The following is a 19,724-nucleotide window of genomic DNA, read 5'->3' on the forward strand; positions in this document are numbered from 1 at the left end:
GCGCGTAATTTGACCCGGTGCAATGCTTTGGTCCGATTTACGGTTATACTGGCGACAGATTAATATATATCCCTCCCTTATTCGTTTTCCGGAGCATCTGGATGTACCGCCGTCATTTCCTGCAACTGGCGACAGCCGCGGCTTTGGCCGCTTGTGTCGGCGGTTGTACCCGGCCTGGCCCGCTGCGAACCGGCATTCACCCGTGGATTGGTTATGAACCCTTGTACCTGGCAGAGGAATTCGGCTGGTTGTCGGACTCTGTGCGGTTACTGAAAGGCCGGGCGGCCAGTGACTCCATTGGCGGGCTGGTGTCCGGTCAGCTGGATGCAGCCGCGCTTACGCTGGATGAGTCTCTGCGGGTGCACGCGGCGGGCGTGCCGGTAAGAGCCGTTGCCGTAACCAATATCTCTGCCGGTGCCGATGTGTTGTTGGCCCGGCCGGATATCACGGCACTGGCTGGTTTGCGCGGGCGCAGAGTGGCGGCGGAACTCGGTGGTGTGTCCGGTATTCTGCTGTTCTCGGTGCTGGAGCGTGCCGGCCTGAGTCGCGAGGACCTGTCGATCATTGACCTGCCGGCTCATGAACACCTCCAGGCCTGGCGGGCCGGCGACATTGATGCGTCTGTCAATTACCACCCGGAGGCCTCCCGGCTTGAGGCCGAAGGCGCTGTGTGTCTGTTCGACAGCCGTCAGTTGCCGGAAACCATATTCGATGTGCTGGTGGTCACTGACTCCGCGATCCGGCGCCAGCCGAACGCTGTGGCGCATCTGGTCAGCGCGCATTTCCGGGGCCTGCAGCATCTGGTGCGCCATATGCATGACTCGGTGTACAGGGTGGCGACCCGGCAACGGGTATCACCGGAGATGGTTCGTCAGTCTCTGGCGAGGGTTATGTTGCCGGAACTCTCCGCCAACCATCGTTACCTGGCTCACAATGGGCGGCTGGAGAGTGTGGCCAAGAAGCTGGAAAACATGATGCTTCGAGAGGGTCTGCTCTCCGGTGGCCTGGATTATCAGCATCTCAGCGAGCCGGGTTTTTTGCCGAGGAGCTTGTCGTGATGACAGGGCTTGGTTTTCGCTGCCTGTTACTGCTGCTGTTGCCGGTTTTGGGCGCTGCTCCGGCTGCGGCCAGTGACCCGCTCACGCTCGGCATTTTTGCCTATCGGCTGGACAATATCATTGAAGAGCGTTATCAGCCACTGGCCGACTACCTGACCCGCAAAATCGGCACCGAGGTAACGCTCAGGGTGTTTGGCCAGGATGACATGAACCGTGCGTTGGCAGCGAATCAGATTGATTTCTTTCTTACCGACCCCAGCCACTTTCTGGTTATCCGCAGCGAGCGCAGTCTGACCGGCGCACTGGCGACTCTCAGGCGGAACGGGCAAGGGCAGGCGACCGGCAGTATCGGTGGGGTTATCATTACCCGAAGCGAGCGGGATGACATCACCGGCCTGACGGATCTGGCAAAAAAGTCCATCGCCGCTCCGGAACAGACCTATCTGGCGGGTTATCAGGCGCAGGCGCTGGAGTTGGATATGGCGGGGATTGATGTCCGGCGCACGGCCCGGATGGTCTTTCTGGGCAATCACGACCGGGTGATCCGGGCGGTTCTGGCAGGTGACACAGACGCGGGCTTTATTCGGACCGGGGTCTACGAAGAGTTGAAAAACACTCATCCAGACATTGTTACCAAGCTCAAGATCATCAACGCTCAGACATTACACGGTTACCCGTACGTATCGTCCACCCGGCTCTACCCGGAGTGGCCCGTGGTGTCGCTGCCCCATGTGGATGAACGAACGGTTCGCCGGGTGGCGTCGGCTCTGTTTGCCCTGGAACCCGGGCACCGGGCGGTCAGGGCCGCAGGCCTGGCCGGATTCTCGCCGCCGGCAGATTACCAGTCGGTGGAGGATCTTACCCGGACCCTGCGAATGCCACCTTACGACCAGCTGCCGACTGTGACCTGGGTCGATGTGCTTGCTCAGTACCGCAACTGGGTGATGACCATTGCAGCCCTGCTGGTGTTGCTGATAGTCAACAGTATCTGGCTGGTGCGCAGGAAGCGTCAGCTGACCAGAGAGGAACGGCGGCTGCGTGCATTGATTGCCAGCTGGCCCCAGCCAATGCTGATGATCCGTGAAGGTGAGCTGGTGGACTGTAACCGGGCTGCCGTGGATCTGGTGGGGTATGCCTCGGCGGCCTCGTTGCTGGGTAAGTCCCTGGCGGCGTTCTCGCCCTCTCGTCAGCCGGACGGTGCTCCCTCGTTGCAGAAGGCCGAGGCCCTTTTCAGCCGGGTGATTGCCGGTGAGGTCTCACAGGAGGAATGGTTGTTCGTGCGCTCTGACGATGTCCGGGTGTGGGTGGCAATGACGCTGGCTCCGGTCTACGAGCACGACAGTGAGACACCGTTTGTGCTGTGTTCCTGGCATGACATCACCCGCAGGAAGCAGGCGGAAGAGCAGCAGAGGCTGGCCACGAGGGTGTTCAAGAATGCCCGGGAAGCTATCTTCATTACCGACGCCCATGGGGTGGTGATGGATATCAACGAGGCCTACGCCCAGATTACCGGCCGGGACCCGAAGTCGGTCATCGGCAGTTTGCCGCCCCTGCCGGTGGACGAGGGCAGCGCCATCCTGGTGGCGGCCAATCGTGATGGTGTCTGGAGCGGAGAATTTGCGACCCGCCATCGAAATGGTCAGGCCATTGTGCTGAGCCTGACCTTGAGCAGTGTTCTGGATGACCGGGGTGAGCTGTCTCACTTTGTCGGGATATTCAGTGACATCACCCGGCAGAAAGAAACTGAAAAGCAGCTGCGGATGATGGCGCATTACGACGCCCTGACCAACCTGCCCAACCGGGTGCTGTTCTCGGATCGTTTGCAGCAGTCCATGGCTCAGGCGCGCCGGCAGAATTATCGGCTGGCGGTGCTCTACATCGACCTGGATCAGTTCAAGCCGGTCAACGACGCGTTTGGCCATGATGCCGGCGATGGTCTGTTGGTGGAAGTGGCCCGGCGGATGCGTACAACCCTGCGGGAAGAGGACAGCCTGGCGCGATTAGGGGGCGATGAATTTGCGGCCATTATCGTCAATGTGCCCGATGCCGCCATGCTGGATTCGCTTCTGTCCCGTCTGCTGGCAGTGATCGCCGAACCGGTGTGGGTGGCGAATCATTGTGTTGAGGTGTCTGCGAGCCTGGGCTACACGCTGTATCCGGGCACTGAGGAGATCGATGGCGACCAATTGCTGCGCCAGGCAGACCAGGCAATGTATCAGGCCAAGCGCGAAGGCAAAAATCGTTACTGTGGTTTTCAGGAGCTCAAGGCCTGACCGGCGCCGTTGTCGAGCAGAGTGACTCCGTCCCGCCAGAACAACGCCTTGCTCCATTGGTCGGTGAGCCGTCTTACCGCGCTGAGTTCATCCAGAGTCTGGCTACCCAGGCTGGAGCTGAATTCCTGTCGGATCATTCGTTCTAGCGTTGCTGCTTTAAGCTGGTGGTAAACGGCCTCCGCTTCGTCGACAGTTTTCGGTGCAGGCTCTTCGGATGCCACCAGTGCCCGTATGATCTCGAAATAGCGCTCGAAAGCCGGCTCAAGCGCCCCAAAATCCGCACGCCGTGCCAGAGCCCGAAGCCGGACCAGATGTAACGCCAGTTCCGTGGCTTCTGCCAGATACCTGCAGGTGCGTATATTCAGGGTCAGGGCATTCACCACGGAGGGGTGCATTTTTTCTGCCCTCAGCCGCCCGATGTAGTCGGTGACCGCCTGGTTCAGGTTGCGAATGGCATCCGCTTTCGGGCGTACATCCGGCTCGGCCAGGCTTTCCCGGTCCAGGCACACCCGGAGCAGGCCCTGGCTGTGGTCAATCAGCCGTTTCATCTCCTGATCCACCGCGCCGATTGCCAACTCTGGCGTTTTTACCAGCGTGTTATCCAGGTAGCGGGGTTCGGCATTGTCCTCTTCTTTGCTACGGAACAGCCGGCCCAGAAACCGGGCAAATGGCAGCGTGAACGGCAGCATCAGGGCGGCGCCAAGAACGTTGAACAGGGTGTGGAACAGCGCCAGGGAAACGGCCGGGTTGGCGTCCAGTTCCAGCCAGTCGGTCAGGGCTGCCACCAGCCACAGCATACCCGGAAGAATCAGCAGCGCGATGGCGCCGGTGACCAGATTGAACAGAATGTGGCCGGTGGCCAGCCGCCGGGCGTTGGCGGTGGCCTTGAGGGCCGAGAGCGCAGCCGTGGAGGTTGAGCCCAGATTGGCACCAATCACCGCCGCCGCAGCGTTATCGAGGGGAATAAGACCGCCGGCAGCGGCCGTGAGCACAATGGCCAGCGCCGCGCTGGAGGACTGGGTGAGCACGGTTGCGAGCAGGCCGATAAGCATGAAGGCGGGCAATCCGTAATCGGCGCTGACCAGCCCGGCACTCTGGAACCCCAGTGCGGAGGACTCAAGCGCGGTTTTCAGAATGGATAATCCGAGGAAGAAGAGCGCGAATCCTGCCAGAGCCTCGCCCAGAAACTGGTTTCTCGGGTTGCGGCTGATCAGCTTGATGCCCACGCCGGCAGCCAGCAGTGGCAGCGCCATGGCTTCGATTTTGAAGCCGAAGCCAATCAGGCTGACCAGCCAGGCGGTCATGGTGGTGCCGATGTTGGAGCCGAAAATCACCCCCAGTGATTGGGCCAGCGACATCAGGCCTGCGTTTACGAAGCCGATGGTCGCAACGGTTACCGCACCGGAATGCTGGACAACCCCGGTAATGACAAAGCCCGCCATAAGTGCCCGCAGAGGCGTTCTGGTCCAATGCCCCAGCATATGGCGCAAGTGATGCCCGGCGGCGTTCTTCAGGCCGTTGGTCATCATCTCCATGGCCAGCAGAAACAGTGCCAGGCCGCCCAGGACCTGGAAAATCGATGACAGCATAGTGAGAGTTGTTGTGATGGTTGAAGCCTGGTAACAAGCCTAGCCCGGATTTCTCATAGTTACCCAGCAAGTCTCGCAGACTGAGCGGGTTACCGCCATGGCCGCTCAGGTGCGGTCATGAACGCCTAATAATTGATCAGTTTCTATTGCTTGGACGCACTGCCCCCTTTCCCCCATTGCATCGGGCCGGGGGAGCCCGGGCATCTACCCCGGAACCAGGCGGCGTACCAGATCCGTGAGTTCGTCTTTGTAGGGGTAGCTATCACTCATCAGCACCCGGATTCGGCGGGTATTGCGGATGATGACCGCGCCAACCTTGATCAGCTTCAGCCGCAGGTTGTTGGCGCTCATCCGCTCGAACGGCGTCTTTTTCAGGTGCGCTCGTAACCGCTCGAACAAGGTGTAAGCGAAGCCGGACAGGATCAGCCGCCATTGATTGGTCCACCACTGAACGCTCGACGTTCGATCCGCGAACAGATACAGCTGCTGATCCTTGATCCGGTTTTCCATATCGCCTCGGGCGCAGTACTGTTCGTAATAGAGCTTAAAACCGTCGTCATAGCGGGAGCTGATGACAAAGCGAGGATTGGAGCCAAGCTCGCCTTCTTCCAGGCGGGCCACCACCCAGCGAGGGAACTTCCAGGAATGCGCCTGGTACCGGAACCGATAAGTGGCGGAGACTTTTTTACCGACTTTCTGGTGCGTGTCACGGACCAGTTGTGATGGCGCCTCCACGTCTTTAATCAACCGGCTGTTTTTGCTGATGCCGACCAGGTAATCCACATTATTCCGGTCGCACCAGCTCAATAGACGAGGCCGATAGAAGCCACTGTCACCCCGGAACACGATGCGTGTATCGGGCCAATATTGCCGGATAAACTTCACCAGCAGAGCCAGAATGGCCCAGCTGTGTCGGCTGTCACTGCGGTTGCTGGTGCGCAGGTAGCTCACCAGCAGGTGACGGCCGCAGAACACGTACAGCGGAAAGTAACAGTGGTGGTCGTAATAAGCGCTAAAGAACTTGCCGGGCTGGTCGCCATGAACGGGGATATTGGTACCGTCAAAATCCAGCACGATTTCCTTCGGCGGTGTCTCGTGCTGTTCGATAAAATGCTGCCATAGCAATTCGTGGGCCTTGACCACCGAGTGTCTGTCTACTTGCTGTTCCATCCGGCACAGCGTGGATTTACCGGCTAAATCGCTCTCTTTACCAACCGCGGTTTGCAGGGCCTGATCAAAACGCAGCGCCTCATGATCGTTCAGGTCTTCGTATCCTGCCGCCACGCCGAAGACTCGTTGCCGAGTCATGGTTTCCAGCTTGTGCCGCACCAGCATTGGATTCCGTGAATCGTTAAGCACCGAGGCCAGACGCTGAGTCAGGCGGTGTTGTTTGTCGACTTCCCGAAGCAGGAGCAACCCGGCATCGGAGGTGATATGACCACCGGAGAAATCGGCTTCAATTTTACGGCGAACGAGTGGCGAGAAGGTCAGTTTTTCAGGTACCATTTTGGAAGCGGCTGTTGGTGCTTTGGTGATGGTGTAAGGTCCTGAAACTATAGCACTTTCAGCCGCTTCTTTTTATGCCGCATGAGAAATTCGGGCTAGCAGAGTGCCGGAAAGGCGCGGGGTCTCAGATCAGAAACTTCCGCACATCCAGCTTGTAGTCTTCCGGGTCAACGGCCCGAACAATCCGGTCCTGATTGCCGGGCCGGGCCAGATCAATGGTTTCCACCGCAATGGGCAGCCGGAAACGGGTATGATACATCACCCGCACCACGGGCAAGCGCTGGTCGGCGTCGTTGGTTTCAACCACCACGCCCAGGCGGCCACTTTCCAGCAGCACCATCGAGCCGATCGGATACAGGCCGACACAACGGATAAACTGCTTTACCAATACCGGGTCCAGATGGTCTCCGGACCACTCCAGCAGTTTTTTCAGGCCCTGGGTCGGCGTCATGCCTTTGTGGTATACCCGGTCGGCGGTAATGGCGTCGTAAACATCGGTAATGGCCACCATACGCCCGTATTCGGTGATCTCATCGCCTTTCAGGCCTTCCGGGTAGCCGCTGCCATCCAGTTTCTCGTGATGCTGCGCCGCGGTGATCACCGTGATTTCTCCGATGCCCTCGGTGCTGGCCAGAATATCCCGGGAATGGCGGGCGTGCAGCTTCATCACTTCGAACTCTTCCGGGCTCAGCCGGCCGGGTTTATGAAGAATTTCGTCCGGTGTCAGAATCTTGCCCAGATCGTGCAGCAGGGCACCGACAATGGTTTGGTGAAGGATGTCGGGTGCCAGTTTGCGGTAGTTGCCGAACAGGGACATCAGCACACTCAGGTTCACCGAGTGTTCCAGCAGGTAGTTATCCTTTTCCCGGATACGGCCCAGGCAACTCAGGGCGTTGGCGTTGCGAAATACGGAGTTTTGCAGTTCGTCGGCCAGTTGGTGAATCGGCGCAATATCGATGGCACCGCCAATCTTGATGTCGTTCATGAAATTGCCCACCAGACCCTGGGCCTGGCGGTGAACCTGCTGTGCAATAACAATCTCTTCGGCCAGAGGCACGGTTACCGTAAGGCCGGGCCGCAGTGCGCCGGAGTCCTGCAGTGCGGCCTCGTTACGCTGATCCACTTCGATGGCGGGTTCCGAATCCTGGGAATCTGCGCCTTTGCTGGCGTCGATGTAAATATACTGCACACCCAGTTTGCGGATTTTCTCAATGGTCTCCTCGCGTTTGATCAGCCCTCGCTTGCGCTGGCTGTTGTGAGGAATCCAGTCGTTGTTGAGGTCGGTAATGTACATACCGACCTTCAGGGCAGAGATGGGAATGCGCTTGATCATCGCTGTGGGAAAAACGTCCGCAGGCTGTTTTGGTAAGTCTGGCTCAAAACCTGGCTCAGGGGCAGGTCTTTAACCTTGGCGATGTTCTCGGCCACAAAGGGCAGGTAAAACGGTGCATTTTCCCGCCCCCGATAAGGCACCGGTGTGAGAAACGGGGCGTCGGTTTCCAGCAGGATCTGTTCAATTGGCGTCATGCGCACAATGTCGCGCACGTTCTCCGCCTTGTTGAAAGTGGTGATGCCGTTAAAACCCAGGCACCAGTCCTGATCAATGGCATATTGCGCCAGCCCGGGGCCCGAGGTGAAGCTGTGAATAACCCCGCGGCGCTCAAGGGAATGCTCGAATTCTTTCAGAATGGCGATGGTATCGTCGTCGGCGTCGCGGCTGTGAATCACCACTGGCCGGTCGGTGTCGCAGGCGATCTGCAGTTGCCGGCGAAAGACGTCCCTTTGAACGGCGCGATCGGCATTGTCGTAGAAATAATCCAATCCGATCTCGCCTACCGCTACGATTTTATCGTGGTTGGCATATTGTCGGATTTCCGCTTCCACTGCATCGGTGTAGGTTTCGGCTTCATGGGGATGAATGCCCTGGGTGCCAAACACCCAGTCGGCCGAACCCGCCAGCTCGCGCACTGCCGCCAGGTTCTCTGGCGACACCGCGATGGTGATCACCTTTTCGATGTTAACCCGCTGGCTTTGCTCCAGAGTATCGGCCAGTGGCCGGTCTTTCAGGTAGTCCAGGTGGCAGTGGGTCTCGATGATCGGGTGATCGAATACGGGAATCTCACGACGTTTCTTGCTCATGCCGGGGTACTAGACTCCATCAGGGTCGGTGTATGGATGCTATTCTGAGAAGCGGATCACGTAAGCTTATCACGTTGTACGATTACTGACCTGCATCGCGGCGATAGGGAGTTTCCTTGATGAAATATACGGCGTTTGCCCGTTCCTGGTTTCTGAATCCCGACAAGCCGGCTCTTGAAGGCTATCCCTACCTGTACGAGGGGGAAGACAAGCTGCCTGCGCTGGAAGCCAGCCTGGAGGAGATCGGAGAGTACCAGCGGCGGTTGTGGGCGAACCGGAAGCGGGCCCTGCTGGTGGTCATCCATGGTCCGGACACCAGTGGCAAGGACAGTCTGATTCGCACCCTGGCCACCTACGCCGACCCGGCCGGCTTTCATGCCTGGTCGTTCGGGCGACCCAATGCATCGGAAGCGGCGCATGATTTTCTCTGGCGGGTGACACCGTACCTTCCCGCCTATGGCCAGATGGTCGCCTTTAATCGCAGCCATCATGAGGCGGTGATCGGAGAGCGGGTATGGCCCGTGCGTGATGCCGACAGCTATCACTGGCCGGCCCGGTTCGAGGCCATACGGCATTTTGAACGCCACCTGGTGAGCGAAGGCACCTATGTGCTGAAAATCTGGCTGAATATTTCCGAGCATGAGCATAAGCAGCGTTTGCTGAAACGCCTGGACAAGCCCAGGAAGCGCTGGAAATTTGACCGCTCGGACATCGAGGGCTGGAAGCAGCGCGCCCGTTATCAGACCTTCGCCGAGGAAGCCCTGGCCCGGACTCACACCGAGGAAGCCCCTTGGCTGGTGGTGCCCGGCGACCGCAAGCCCCAGGCCCGGGCGATTGTGGCGGCGCTGCTGGCCGGGGTGCTGAAACAGCTTGCGCCGGACTACCCGGCTGAACATCCGGATGTACTGGAAGACTATCGTCAGCTGCTGGCGGCGAATGGCGTCAGCTAATGGAGGCAATATGCACATCGCAGTGGTAGGGGGTGGCGTAGTGGGGGTGACCACCGCCAGGGAACTGATTCGCCGGGGGCACCAGGTGACCCTGCTGGAACGACACGACCTTGCCGGTAATGAGACCAGCAAAGGCAATGCGGCCCAGCGGTCTTACGGCGTGGTTTATCCCTGGGCCGATCCGGCCATGGTGTTCAAGGCACTGCCCTGGCTGTTCAAAACTGACGGCCCGCTCAAGCTGCGGGTGCCGCCTTCGGTGGAAGCCGTCAGGTTTATGTTTGCCACCCTGCGCTACGCCTGGAGCCCGGGCCTGTTTGGTCTCAACAGGCGGGCCATGTTGCGCCTGGGAATTCACAGTCGCGAGCGTTTTCTGGCGTTGGAGCAGGAACATAATCTGGCGTTTGATGGCGATCACCAAGGGTTGCTGCACCTGGCCAGCAGCCCGGAGGCCATGGACGACTATCGCGAGATTCACCGGCTGCTGAATGAACTGGGCATCGCCTCGCAGCTGCTCACGCCCGAGCAGGTGCGAGCCACAGAGCCGGGCATGACCGGAGACGGGCCGCTTTACGGCGCAATCCGTTACGACACCGACGGCACCGGCGACTGCCACCTGTTCTCCCGGGAGCTGGCGAAAGTGTGCGAACAGCAAGGAGCAACGTTCCACTATGGTGTCGAGGTGGAGCGGCTGTTGTTTGATGATGAAAAGGTGAACGGGGTCGAGTATCGAACCCACAGCGGTGAGCTGGCCACCCTGGAAGCGGATGCGGTGGTGGTTTGCGCCGGCTGCTGGTCACCGCAGCTGGTTCGGCCCCTGGGGCTGGAGCTTCCGATCTACCCCATCAAGGGCTACAGCCTGACGGTGCCGCTGAGTGATCCGGACAAGGCCCCGGCCAGCACGATCCACGACGATAACCTGAAAGTAGTGTCGACCCGATTGGGCAACCGTCTCCGGGCCACGGGTTTTGTTGAGCTGGCGGACTTTAATCGCGACATTCCCGAGGCGCGCATCGCCACCATCAAGAAATCCGTGCGTTCGCGCTTTCCCGGCTGCGCGGATCTTGAGGCGGCGGAAACCTGGACCGGTTTCCGCCCCATGACCCCGGATGGGCCGGCCATCATTGGTCGCGGCCCGCGCCGGAACCTGTTCCTGAATACCGGCCACGGTACCTTCGGCTGGACCCTGTCGGCGGGCAGTGCATCAGTAATCGCCCAGGTCATTGACGGTGAAGAACCGGCCGTCTGCCTGGATGCGTTCCGCCCCGGGCGGTTTCAGGAGTAGAGTCAGAGTTTACGTTCGATATTGCCACACAGGGTATGAACGAAGCCGATGTCCCGTTCTGACAGCAGGGGCAAACGCTGGAACGCCCATTGTGACAGCTTGCTGTCTGCCGGAACCTCCAGCGCCGGCAGCAGTTTTTCCAGACGCTGGCGTAACGCGCTGAGGGTGTCTTCGGAGGCTGGCTCTGGTGCAGCGTGGCGCTGGCTGGCCAGGCCAGACAGCTCCCAGGCGTAGAGCATGACCGCCTGGGACAAATTCAGCGAAGGGTAGCTGACCGCCATGGGAAAGCCGGTGAGCAGGTCGCACAGCGCCAGCTCGTGATTGGCCAGGCCCCGATCCTCGCGACCAAAGACCAGCGCCGCCGTGGCCACCGAACCTCCCTTGTTCGCCAGTACCGAGCGCAGTGCTCCGGGTTCGTGCCAGTCCTGTCGGTGATGGCGGGGCTTGGCGGAGGTACCCATCAGCAAATCCGCGGAGTTTCTAACCGCGGCCAGATCGGGGAAAATGCGCGCATTATCCAGAATGTGGTCACTGCCATGGGCCAGCCAGTGGGCTTCGGGCCGGGTATGCAGGTCGGAATTGACCAGCCACAGCTCGGTAAACCCCATGGTGCATAAAGCGCGAGCGGCCGCGCCGACATTTTCCGGAACTTTCGGTTCAACCAGTACAAAGGCCAGTTTCATGACATTACCTCCGGCGGCGAGTTTACACCAAGCCTCGGGTTGTTTTTACCCGCGCTGGCAGGCGTTGAACGACTGGCTGCGGGAACTGGAGCCACTCTGGCGCCCGATCCCGTTTATGGAGCCTGAGCCCGCCTGGTGCCAAACCCACCCGGAGCTGGCGCGTTGGCTGGAGGCGCTCACCGAGGAGGAATGCCAGGCCTGGGAGGAGCGGTTGCCGGAGTTATCGTCGGTATTGGCCGCCCATGTGCCGGCGCTGGCGCGTTACCAGAGCCTGCTTGAGATGCCTCGCCTGGCGGCCGATGGCGGGGGGCAAAAGGCCGCACTGGCGGAAGTGGCAGCCGTGGATATGCCCGGCCGGAAACGCCTGCAGGCCGGCGCGTTTGCCGCCGCCGTTGTGCCTTTGCGGTATCCGGTGCTGGACTGGTGCTGCGGTAAAGGGCATCTGGGCCGGACGCTGGTTGGACAGGGCGCGGAGCAGGTAACAGGGTTTGAGTGGAACGGCGAGCTGGTGGCGGACGGCAACCGACTGGCGAGCCACTACGGTGACCCGGTCCATCTGATGCCCCAGGATGTCATGGTTGATGGCCTCGAGTTACCGCCGCAGCACCATGGTGTGGCACTGCACGCCTGTGGCGACCTGCACCGCCGGCTGATGAAGGCAGGAGCGCAATCCCGATTGCCCAGGCTGAGCCTGTCGCCGTGCTGTTACCACCTGACCGCAGATGACCGCTACACCTTGTTGGCCCGAGCAACCCTGGATCACGGGCCGGCATTGGTGGTTCATCGCAACGACCTGAGGCTGGCGGTTCAGGAGACGGTGACCGCACCGGAACGGGTGAGAGCGCAAACCCAGAGGGTCAGTATCTGGCGGCTGGCATTCGATACCCTGCAACGGGCACTGACCGGTAACCAGGGGTACCTGCCCGTGCCGTCCCACCCTGCTCGACTGAACAACGGCTGCTTTGAGGATTTCGCCCGCTGGGCCGCCGGCAAGAAAGGGCTGGCGTTACCGTCGGGGCTGGACTGGCAGGCCTGGCAGGCGCGGGGGGAGGAACGTTATCGCCAGGTACGCCGGCATGAACTGCTGCGCCATCTGTTCCGGCGCCCGCTGGAGCTTTGGCTGGTATTGGATTACGCGGTGTTTCTGGAAGAGCAGGGGTACCGGGTGCGATTGGGCACCTTCTGTGGCCGGCAACTAACGCCGAGAAATCTCATGCTGGATGCAGTGCGCGAAGGGTGCTGAACGGCCTGGCCATGGCGGAAAAAACAAGGCGCCCGAAGGCGCCTTGTCAGGGCATTGAGGAGGCCTTACCGGCGAACCTGAATGCGCGCTTCCACCCGACGGTTATCGGCACGACCCGCCGCAGTGGCATTACTGGCGACGGGTTCGGCCTCACCGTAACCCACGGCACTGACCCGCTCCGGGTCGACACCCAGAGGGCCGGTCAGGCGCGAGGCCACGGCTTCTGCACGGCGCTGGGACAGGAACTGGTTATAGTCCGCGTCACCCGCGCTGTCGGTATGGCCGGCAATCTCCACCGTCGTGTCCGGATACTCCGCCATGAAGTCCGCGACGCGCCGGATTTCCGAATCGTAGGTGTTGCTGATCACCGAACTGTTGGTGGTGAATTTCACCTGCAGCTCGATGGTTTCAACGGTTTCAGTTACGCCTTCACAACCCATGCGGTCGACGTCAGCACCTGCGGTGGTATTCGGGCACTGATCCTGGCTGTTGACCACACCGTCATTGTCGCTGTCGAGTTCACAGCCCCGGCTGTTCACCTCGGCCCCGGCCGGAGTGTTGGGGCACTGGTCGCGGCTGTCGGCTACGCCATCGTTGTCACTGTCGAGCTCACAGCCGCGGCTGTCGACGCTGGCACCGGCCGGTGTGCCCGGGCACTGGTCACGGGTATCCGGCACGCCATCTTTGTCTGCGTCAGCCGGCATTTTCGGGGCGGGATCGGCAATCGTGCGGGTGAAGGCCCAGCTCAGCCCGAGCGACACCATGGTGTCGAACGTGCTCTCGTCAATGCCGTGAAATTCCCGCAGGTCGCCACGAATGGAAATGCTGTCGCTGACGTTGTAACGGAAACCGGTGCCAACGTTCACCCGGGTTTCGTCGTGATCGGTACCGGCGGTCCGGTAGGAAACGGTATCACCCAGGCCGAAGTCGGCATGGCCGGCACCCAGAGACACATAAGGGTTCCAGGCGGCCTCCGGGCCCGCAAAGTAATAGGTGCCGTCGACGCGGATTTCTTCGAATTCAGAGTCGCCGGCCACGTATTTGCGATCGGCATCAGCGCGGGAGTATACGGCCTCTACAGACCAGTGGGGGCGAAAGCGATATTCAACGCCGACACCGAAAGTACCGGTTTCGCTCAGGTCCCGCTTGTCGTCAAACAGCTGGAAGCCGGCAAACGGGTTGATGTAAATGGTTTCCTGGCGTTCAGCCAGGGCGGGGGCGGCAAGGGATGTTGCCAGGGCGGCCAGAGCGACCGGGCGCATGAGCTTCATGCAGAACCTCCTGTTTGATTATTATGGTCTGGGGCTGTTCCCGATAATGCAGGATAAACGCCAGAAAAACACTACGTTAGTGAAAATTTAGGCCAGTCCTGCGGAAAATGCAAAATTCGCCTTCAGGCCCGCGCAGTCTTCACTGGTACGCGGTGTCGGCGAATAACAGATCAGCCAGCGTCCGGCGTGAAGTACAGATGCGCGCTTTTTTTACTGAAATTCAGCCGGTCGCCGTTACCGAAGCGCACTTCGAAGGAGCTCTCGTCTTCTGAAACCACATCGCCGGTTCCGAAAATGGCATGAACAAGACGGGGGTGGTGCCAAACCGGTTCCGTTATCCCTGTCTGAACCGTTGCCTCACTCTGCAGCCGGATGCCTTCCCGGTCGGCGTAGCGCAGGCTGACCGGCGTCAAAGGGTTGTCCAGTGTTAACGGCTGATCGGCAGTGTTTGCCGGTGTTTCTATCAGGCTGCCCAGTTCCTCGGATAATCCGAAGCACAGTTCTGTAATGAATCGGCTCGGGCCCTGGTCCCCGGCCAGATGCGGGCTGGCGGGCGCGGGCCGGGTAATCAGGTGCAGGCTTTGGCGGGCGCGGGTCATGCCGACGTAAAGCAGCCGGCGTTCGCTCTCCAGCAGAGCGCGGGCGTTGTCCTGTGGGCGTGGGCTATAGGGCAGGTACTTCTCTTGCAGGCCGGGGATGATCACCACCGGCCACTCCAGCCCCTTGGTGCGGTGAATGGTCGACAACAGCACGCCGTCTTCCCGCTGTTCCGAGGCTTGTTGTTTCAGGGTTGTCAGGTGGTCCAGGGCGCCATCGGCGGTCACCTCCAGACCCTTCAGGTAGTCCCGGAAGCCCTGAATGGTATCAATGCGTTCTTCCGCACTGTCGTGAGTCAGTGCCAGGCTGCGGATGCCTTCGTAAAGATCGGTGTGCTCGGCGTAGAGTGTGATCAGGCCGGCAACCGGGCCACGATAGCGGTCAATCTGCTTGAGGATTTCCCCGAGCTTTTTCAGTTTCCGGGCGGCCATGGGGGGCAGGGCATCGAAATCCAGGCTCAGCAGCCGCTCGTGCCAGTCTGTGTCGAAGGCCGCGAGAAACTGTGCGAGGTTTTCCAGTTCTGGCTCTTTCAGGCCGACGTGGGGGAATCTCAGCAATTGGCGGGCAATACCCAACCGGTCGGTTTCTGCCAGTGTCTCGAGCCGCCGGGTGGCCACCAGCAGCAGGGACTGGACCGCCTGTATTTCCCGGCTGAACAGTGCGCCTTTGCCGGCGTCGATGCGGTAGGGAATCTGGCTCGCCAGCAGTTTCAGTTCAATCGGCACACTCTGGCTCCAGACCCGGAACAGAATGGCGCTCTGGCTGCGCTGTTCCGGCGCCAGGCCCTGCAGGATTGCCAGCACCTGGCTGCCATCGTTTTCTGCCTGGTGCAGATGCACCTCGGTGGCGGGCGTTCCGGGGTGGGAATGACACATCACATCCCGGCGGCCGGTGTTGTGGCAGATCAGATGATTGGCCAGCAGGGCCACCCGGTGGCCGTAACGGAAGGTATAACTGAGAGTTTGTTCCAGCGGGCTTTCAAACTCGTCGCTGAACTTGCGCAGGATGAATTCCGGCCGTGCGCCCCGGAATTCGTAGATGGTCTGGTCCGGGTCGCCGACCACGGTGACGCGGGCGCGGTCGCCGGCCACGTAGCGTAGCAGCAGATGCTGGATCTCGTTGGTGTCCTGATATTCGTCCACCAGAATCAGGTCCATTTTGTTGCCAACCAGGCGCTGCAGCGGCGGATTCTGATGGATCGCCATGACCGGCTCGTAGAGCATATCGGCATAGCTGATGCGGCTCTGGCTTTTACGCCACTGTTCGAACGAATGGAACAGGTCGATCAGATAGCGGTGCTTGTCGGAATAGCCCAGCTCCTCGAATACGATCTCTGCCGGTGACAGGCCGGTTTTCACCCGATCAATAAAGCCCGTCGCGGTTTCTACAAACTCTTTCTTGTTGCGGCGAACGTCGTCGGCCAGTTCCTCCGGTGCCAGTCGGCGGGTGAGCAGCCAGGCCTGATAGCCGATTTCCTGCTCGGTCAGGATCTTTTCGGAGAAGCCGGGCAGGTAACCTTCTTTGACAAACCGTCGGTACAGCCGAAGGCCCATGGAGTGGTAGGTGCGGATTTCCGGCAACGCCAGGCCGCTGTGGGCACACACCGATTGCAGCTTGCGTTCGAAATCCACTTTCGCGCTGCGATTGAACATCAGCACCAGCATCCTGTCCGGGTCGTGGCCCTGGGCCAGCAGGTAGCGAATGCGCCAGGCGAGGGTCGAGGTTTTACCGCTACCGGCCACAGCGGTGATCACCGAATGCTCATAGCCTGCGGTGATGATGGCTCGTTGCTCGTCGGTCAGGTAATCCGGCAGGGTCAAGGAAACAGGGGCTTGGGTTTGGCTCGGCATGGCGGCTATTGTACTGGTCAACTGGCAGTGCGGATAGCGCTGCCGCATAATTGCAGCCATGAAGATGTTGCCAACCCGAGTCCTGACAGGAAGCGTTTTGTTATGCAGAAATCTGAATCAGTGAATGTCCTGGGTGAACCGCTGGAGACCTGTGGCACCGACCCTGAAACGGGGTTCTACCGCGATGGCTGCTGCAACACCGGCCCCGATGATCTGGGCAGCCACACGGTCTGTGCGCTGGTCACCGAGGCGTTTCTGGCCTTTTCGAAAAGCCGCGGCAACGACCTGTCGACCCCCCGGCCGGAGTTCGGCTTCCCGGGGTTGCGCCCGGGTGACAGCTGGTGCCTGTGTGCCGGGCGCTGGCAGGAAGCGTTCGAGGCAGACTGTGCGCCGCGGGTGAAGCTGCGGGCGACCCACCAGAAGGCGCTTGAGGCCTGTCGCCTGGAGGATCTGAAAGCGCTGGCGGCTGACCTCAGCTGAATGGACACGCAGCCACCAGATGATACCGGTGTCCCCTGGCAGAACTTCGTTACGGCGCTTGCGGATCACGGGCATCGCCGCCTGGTTGTGATTGAGGGCGAGCAAAGCGCCGCTTTGCGCCATGCCGGGCAACTGCTGCGTCAATTGCCCCCTGGCGACGGGCTCTGGGTCGGGCATGAGGCCGACGCGTGTGAAACTGCCCTGACGCCGGTGTCGGCGAAACACTACCCGCGTTTTCTGGGGCAGGAGCTGTCGATTCTGGTCTGGGACGGCTGGGCCGGTACCCCGCCGGATGCGTTTGCCGCACTCTCCGGCACCTTGCGGGCCGGAGGGGTGTTGATCTGGTTGATGCCACCGCTGGCGCAATGGCCGGGCTTTGCTGACCCGGATTACGCCAGAACCGGCCTGGATCAGGGCGGACATCATGCCTTCTTGGCCCGCCTGGCGGTTCTGGTCGGCGACGATGACTCCGTGGTTCGGGTCTGCGCGGGGGATAACCGCCCTCCCGAGTTTGCCTGGCCGGCCGGGGCAGCGCGGCAGTTTCAGACGGGCACAACCCAGGAGCAGCAGGGGCTGATCGGCGAGATTGTCCGCCTTGGGCAGGGGCGGCGCCGGCGACCGTTGGTGATCACCGCGGATCGGGGCCGGGGCAAGTCCGCGGCGCTGGGCATGGCCGCCGCCAGGTTGTTGGCTGCCGGCCGGCAACGGGTGCTGGTCACGGCGCCCTCCGCCGACAATATCGCCGCGGTTTTTCACCACGCCGGGCTTGAACTTGCCGGCGCACTGGCCTCGCAAACTTCTACTTGCCTTACCACCGCCGACGGGCAGGAACTGCGCTTTCTGGGGCCGCAGGAATTGCTGACACAGCGCCCTGAGGCAGAAGTGGTGATGGTGGATGAAGCTGCAGCCCTGCCGGCCCCGTGGCTCAAGGCCATTCTTCTGGGTTGGCCGAGAGTGGTGTTTGCCAGTACGGTCCACGGCTATGAAGGCACTGGCCGGGGGTTTGCTCTGCGGTTCCGGCAGGTGCTCGACCGGGAAACACCGCATTGGCGCGCCGTCAGTGTCCGGGAACCGGTGCGCTGGGCTGAGAATGATCCGCTTGAGCGGCTGATTGGCCGCCTGTTCCTGTTATCAGCGGATGCCCCGGAGCCGGGCTCGTTTGTTGAAGGCGATGTGCGCGTTGAGCGCTGGCAGCCTGCGCAGGCCAGTGAGCAAATCCTGGCCGAAGCCTTTGGCCTGCTGGTGAATGCCCACTATCGCACCACACCTGCGGATTTGCGGCAGTGGCTGGATGACCCCAGCGCCATAACCTGGCGGGCAACGGTGCGCGGGACCACCATTGGCGTGCTCTGGGCTTCGGCCGAGGGAGGGCTGCCGGTGGCGCTGGCGGACGAGGTAGCTGCCGGTAAACGGCGTTTGCGGGGGCATTTGCTGGCTCAGTCGCTGGCCAATCATGGCGGGGTTCCGGCCGCCGCTACCCTGAATACGTTGAGGGTGGTGCGAATTGCAGTGACCGAGTCGGCCCGGGGGCTGGGGGTCGGGCGGAGGTTGGTGCAGGCTGCCATCGAGGATTGCGTGCAAACAGGGAAGGACGCGGTGGGCACCAGTTTTGGTGGCGAACCCGGCCTTCTCTCGTTCTGGCAGCGCTGTGGTTTGCGGGTTGTCCGGGTGGGGCTGCGCCAGGAGGCCTCCACCGGCGAGTTCCCTTTGCAGATGCTGCTCGGGACATCTGGCCCGGGCCAAGAGCTGCAGGAAAAGCTCAGCCGCCGCTTCGCAAAACACTGGCACTGGCTGATTCCCGGACACTGGAAGCGTTTGCAGCCCGATCTTTTGCTGGCGATCAATGAGGCCCTGCCGGCCACGGCGACGCTGGACGAAGACGATCGGCTGGACCTGGCCGGTTTTGCCTTTGGTTTCCGTGGGTATGAGCTTGCTCGTCCGGTGCTTCTGGCGCTCTCTGCCAGCCAGGGTGTCGCGCGTTATTTAAAACGCCATGCCGATGCCGGGCTCTGGTGCCGGGCCGTGTTGCAGGGGTGGTCCTGGGCGCAATTGCGCAACGAAGGCTATTGCCTGGGACAGAAAGACGCCGAACAGCGGCTGCGATCACTGGCAGGAGAACTTCTCAACAACGCGGCCGAGTTGTGAACGGTTCGATTTATTTCCGGTGGCCGGCTGATCAGAATAACAGCGAAACACCAACAAGAGATTTCCGACATGGGCACGGACGCGAGCAGGTATTTCCACGGGGCCGTTTTTTTGATGCTGGCATGGTTGGCCGGGTGCGGCACCACCGGCTCCGGTCCGGAAGCCAATGAAGCAGGCGCTACCCGGGCGGATTTGCTGACGGCGGTGCAGGCCAATGAAGACCGGACCGTGCTGGAACTGCTCTCGCAAGGTGTCAGCCCGGACCCTCAGGCCGATTCACGGCAATCACCGCTGATGGTGGCGGCCGCGAATGGCAATCGGCGCATTGTCCGGCTGCTGCTCGCGGCCGGGGCCGAGGTGAATGCCCGTAATGGCGAAGGTTATACGGCGGTTTTCCAGGCGGCAGAGCAGGGCCACCTGGCCGTGGTTCGGGTGTTGCTGGCGGCAGGTGCCAACGTGAATGTCAGCCAGGGCGGCGAGTCGCTGCTGATGAAAGTGGTGGCCAGTGGTGATTTGCTGACCGCGGAAATGCTGTTGGCCGCTGGCGCGGATGTGCACTACCGCCGTGCCGATGGCAAAACCGCCCTGGATCTGGCCCGCGCCGGCAATAACCGGGACCTGGAAATGCTGCTGGTACAGGCCGGCGCAGCGCGCTGAG

The 19,724-nt window shown here is 61.1% G+C and carries 15 protein-coding genes; 8 read left to right on the top strand and 7 right to left on the bottom strand.

The features are described from left to right. The first annotated feature begins 101 nt into the window (after nucleotides 1-101). Nucleotides 102-1,058 (top strand): ABC transporter substrate-binding protein, encoded by a 957-nt coding sequence (locus tag ACP2AU_RS07695; protein WP_426375528.1) that lies wholly within the window; start codon nucleotides 102-104, stop codon nucleotides 1,056-1,058. After that, nucleotides 1,058-3,331: a diguanylate cyclase domain-containing protein gene (locus ACP2AU_RS07700; RefSeq protein WP_426375607.1), complete on the top strand. Its 2,274-nt coding sequence runs from the start codon at nucleotides 1,058-1,060 to the stop codon at nucleotides 3,329-3,331. The genes ACP2AU_RS07695 and ACP2AU_RS07700 overlap by 1 nt, the downstream gene beginning before the upstream one ends. Here the strand turns inward: ACP2AU_RS07700 and ACP2AU_RS07705 are convergent. The 4 genes from ACP2AU_RS07705 to ACP2AU_RS07720 form a co-directional block, all read right to left on the bottom strand. Continuing rightward, nucleotides 3,313-4,920 carry a Na/Pi cotransporter family protein gene (locus tag ACP2AU_RS07705; RefSeq protein WP_426375530.1) on the bottom strand — a complete coding sequence of 536 codons (1,608 nt, stop codon included), beginning with the start codon at nucleotides 4,918-4,920 and terminating at the stop codon, nucleotides 3,313-3,315. The genes ACP2AU_RS07700 and ACP2AU_RS07705 overlap by 19 nt on opposite strands. A 204-nt stretch (nucleotides 4,921-5,124) precedes the next feature. Beyond that, on the bottom strand, nucleotides 5,125-6,426 hold the full coding sequence (locus ACP2AU_RS07710) for an IS1380 family transposase (RefSeq protein ID WP_426375531.1): 1,302 nt from the start codon (nucleotides 6,424-6,426) through the stop codon (nucleotides 5,125-5,127). A 124-nt stretch (nucleotides 6,427-6,550) separates the two neighbouring features. Further along, complete coding sequence (locus ACP2AU_RS07715; protein WP_426375532.1) at nucleotides 6,551-7,759, bottom strand: HD-GYP domain-containing protein; 1,209 nt, start codon at nucleotides 7,757-7,759, stop codon at nucleotides 6,551-6,553. Next, nucleotides 7,756-8,565, bottom strand: a complete 810-nt coding sequence (locus ACP2AU_RS07720) for a TatD family hydrolase (RefSeq protein ID WP_426375533.1) — start codon at nucleotides 8,563-8,565, stop codon at nucleotides 7,756-7,758. Before ACP2AU_RS07720 ends, ACP2AU_RS07715 begins: the two co-directional genes overlap by 4 nt. A 119-nt stretch (nucleotides 8,566-8,684) precedes the next feature. Here ACP2AU_RS07720 and ACP2AU_RS07725 point away from each other — a divergent pair, with 119 nt between their 5' ends. Continuing rightward, entirely contained in the window at nucleotides 8,685-9,515 is an 831-nt protein-coding gene (locus ACP2AU_RS07725) for a polyphosphate kinase 2 family protein (RefSeq protein WP_426375535.1), read from the top strand. Between the two features lie 10 nt (nucleotides 9,516-9,525). Further along, complete coding sequence (locus tag ACP2AU_RS07730; protein ID WP_426375536.1) at nucleotides 9,526-10,797, top strand: D-amino acid dehydrogenase; 1,272 nt, start codon at nucleotides 9,526-9,528, stop codon at nucleotides 10,795-10,797. 2 nt (nucleotides 10,798-10,799) lie between these two features. Here ACP2AU_RS07730 and ACP2AU_RS07735 read toward each other — a convergent pair whose 3' ends face one another. Next, the gene (locus ACP2AU_RS07735; protein ID WP_426375537.1) at nucleotides 10,800-11,480 is read right to left on the bottom strand and encodes a tRNA/rRNA methyltransferase; all 681 of its coding nucleotides are present in this window, start codon (nucleotides 11,478-11,480) and stop codon (nucleotides 10,800-10,802) included. Here ACP2AU_RS07735 and ACP2AU_RS07740 point away from each other — a divergent pair. After that, nucleotides 11,479-12,723, top strand: coding sequence for a methyltransferase (locus tag ACP2AU_RS07740; RefSeq protein WP_426375538.1), 1,245 nt, complete (start codon nucleotides 11,479-11,481; stop codon nucleotides 12,721-12,723). The two genes, ACP2AU_RS07735 and ACP2AU_RS07740, sit on opposite strands and share 2 nt — an antisense overlap. Before the next feature lie 65 nt (nucleotides 12,724-12,788). Here the strand turns inward: ACP2AU_RS07740 and ACP2AU_RS07745 are convergent, their stop codons facing one another. Then, entirely contained in the window at nucleotides 12,789-13,994 is a 1,206-nt protein-coding gene (locus ACP2AU_RS07745) for an OmpA family protein (protein WP_426375539.1), read from the bottom strand. Between the two features lie 170 nt (nucleotides 13,995-14,164). After that, a complete protein-coding gene (locus ACP2AU_RS07750; protein WP_426375608.1) occupies nucleotides 14,165-16,489 on the bottom strand; it encodes an ATP-dependent helicase in 2,325 nt (774 codons plus the stop codon). Nucleotides 16,490-16,543: 54 nt separating this feature from the next. On the opposite strand from ACP2AU_RS07750, the gene ACP2AU_RS07755 reads away from it, so the two are divergent. The 3 genes from ACP2AU_RS07755 to ACP2AU_RS07765 all read left to right on the top strand — a co-directional run bounded on the left by ACP2AU_RS07755 (nucleotide 16,544) and on the right by ACP2AU_RS07765 (nucleotide 19,723). Then, nucleotides 16,544-16,921: a DUF2237 family protein gene (locus tag ACP2AU_RS07755; protein ID WP_426375540.1), complete on the top strand. Its 378-nt coding sequence runs from the start codon at nucleotides 16,544-16,546 to the stop codon at nucleotides 16,919-16,921. After that, nucleotides 16,922-19,066, top strand: coding sequence for a tRNA(Met) cytidine acetyltransferase TmcA (locus ACP2AU_RS07760; RefSeq protein WP_426375541.1), 2,145 nt, complete (start codon nucleotides 16,922-16,924; stop codon nucleotides 19,064-19,066). Nucleotides 19,067-19,180: 114 nt separating this feature from the next. After that, nucleotides 19,181-19,723: an ankyrin repeat domain-containing protein gene (locus tag ACP2AU_RS07765; protein WP_426375542.1), complete on the top strand. Its 543-nt coding sequence runs from the start codon at nucleotides 19,181-19,183 to the stop codon at nucleotides 19,721-19,723. The last annotated feature ends 1 nt before the right edge of the window (nucleotide 19,724 follow it).

The sequence above is a fragment of the Marinobacter sp. VGCF2001 genome (assembly GCF_049943275.1).
Taxonomy (GTDB): Bacteria; Pseudomonadota; Gammaproteobacteria; order Pseudomonadales; family Oleiphilaceae; genus Marinobacter.

Excerpts from the sequence above, each read along its gene's own strand:
- ACP2AU_RS07760 (WP_426375541.1), top strand. The coding sequence starts at position 16,922 with ATGGACACGCAGCCACCAGATGATACCGGTGTCCCCTGGCAGAACTTC.
- ACP2AU_RS07755 (WP_426375540.1), top strand. The coding sequence starts at position 16,544 with ATGCAGAAATCTGAATCAGTGAATGTCCTGGGTGAACCGCTGGAGACC.
- ACP2AU_RS07730 (WP_426375536.1), top strand. The coding sequence starts at position 9,526 with ATGCACATCGCAGTGGTAGGGGGTGGCGTAGTGGGGGTGACCACCGCC.
- ACP2AU_RS07750 (WP_426375608.1), bottom strand. The coding sequence starts at position 16,489 with ATGCGGCAGCGCTATCCGCACTGCCAGTTGACCAGTACAATAGCCGCC.
- ACP2AU_RS07715 (WP_426375532.1), bottom strand. The coding sequence starts at position 7,759 with ATGATCAAGCGCATTCCCATCTCTGCCCTGAAGGTCGGTATGTACATT.
- ACP2AU_RS07745 (WP_426375539.1), bottom strand. The coding sequence starts at position 13,994 with ATGAAGCTCATGCGCCCGGTCGCTCTGGCCGCCCTGGCAACATCCCTT.
- ACP2AU_RS07700 (WP_426375607.1), top strand. The coding sequence starts at position 1,058 with ATGACAGGGCTTGGTTTTCGCTGCCTGTTACTGCTGCTGTTGCCGGTT.
- ACP2AU_RS07695 (WP_426375528.1), top strand. The coding sequence starts at position 102 with ATGTACCGCCGTCATTTCCTGCAACTGGCGACAGCCGCGGCTTTGGCC.
- ACP2AU_RS07735 (WP_426375537.1), bottom strand. The coding sequence starts at position 11,480 with ATGAAACTGGCCTTTGTACTGGTTGAACCGAAAGTTCCGGAAAATGTC.
- ACP2AU_RS07765 (WP_426375542.1), top strand. The coding sequence starts at position 19,181 with ATGCTGGCATGGTTGGCCGGGTGCGGCACCACCGGCTCCGGTCCGGAA.
- ACP2AU_RS07705 (WP_426375530.1), bottom strand. The coding sequence starts at position 4,920 with ATGCTGTCATCGATTTTCCAGGTCCTGGGCGGCCTGGCACTGTTTCTG.
- ACP2AU_RS07725 (WP_426375535.1), top strand. The coding sequence starts at position 8,685 with ATGAAATATACGGCGTTTGCCCGTTCCTGGTTTCTGAATCCCGACAAG.
- ACP2AU_RS07720 (WP_426375533.1), bottom strand. The coding sequence starts at position 8,565 with ATGAGCAAGAAACGTCGTGAGATTCCCGTATTCGATCACCCGATCATC.
- ACP2AU_RS07710 (WP_426375531.1), bottom strand. The coding sequence starts at position 6,426 with ATGGTACCTGAAAAACTGACCTTCTCGCCACTCGTTCGCCGTAAAATT.
- ACP2AU_RS07740 (WP_426375538.1), top strand. The coding sequence starts at position 11,479 with ATGACATTACCTCCGGCGGCGAGTTTACACCAAGCCTCGGGTTGTTTT.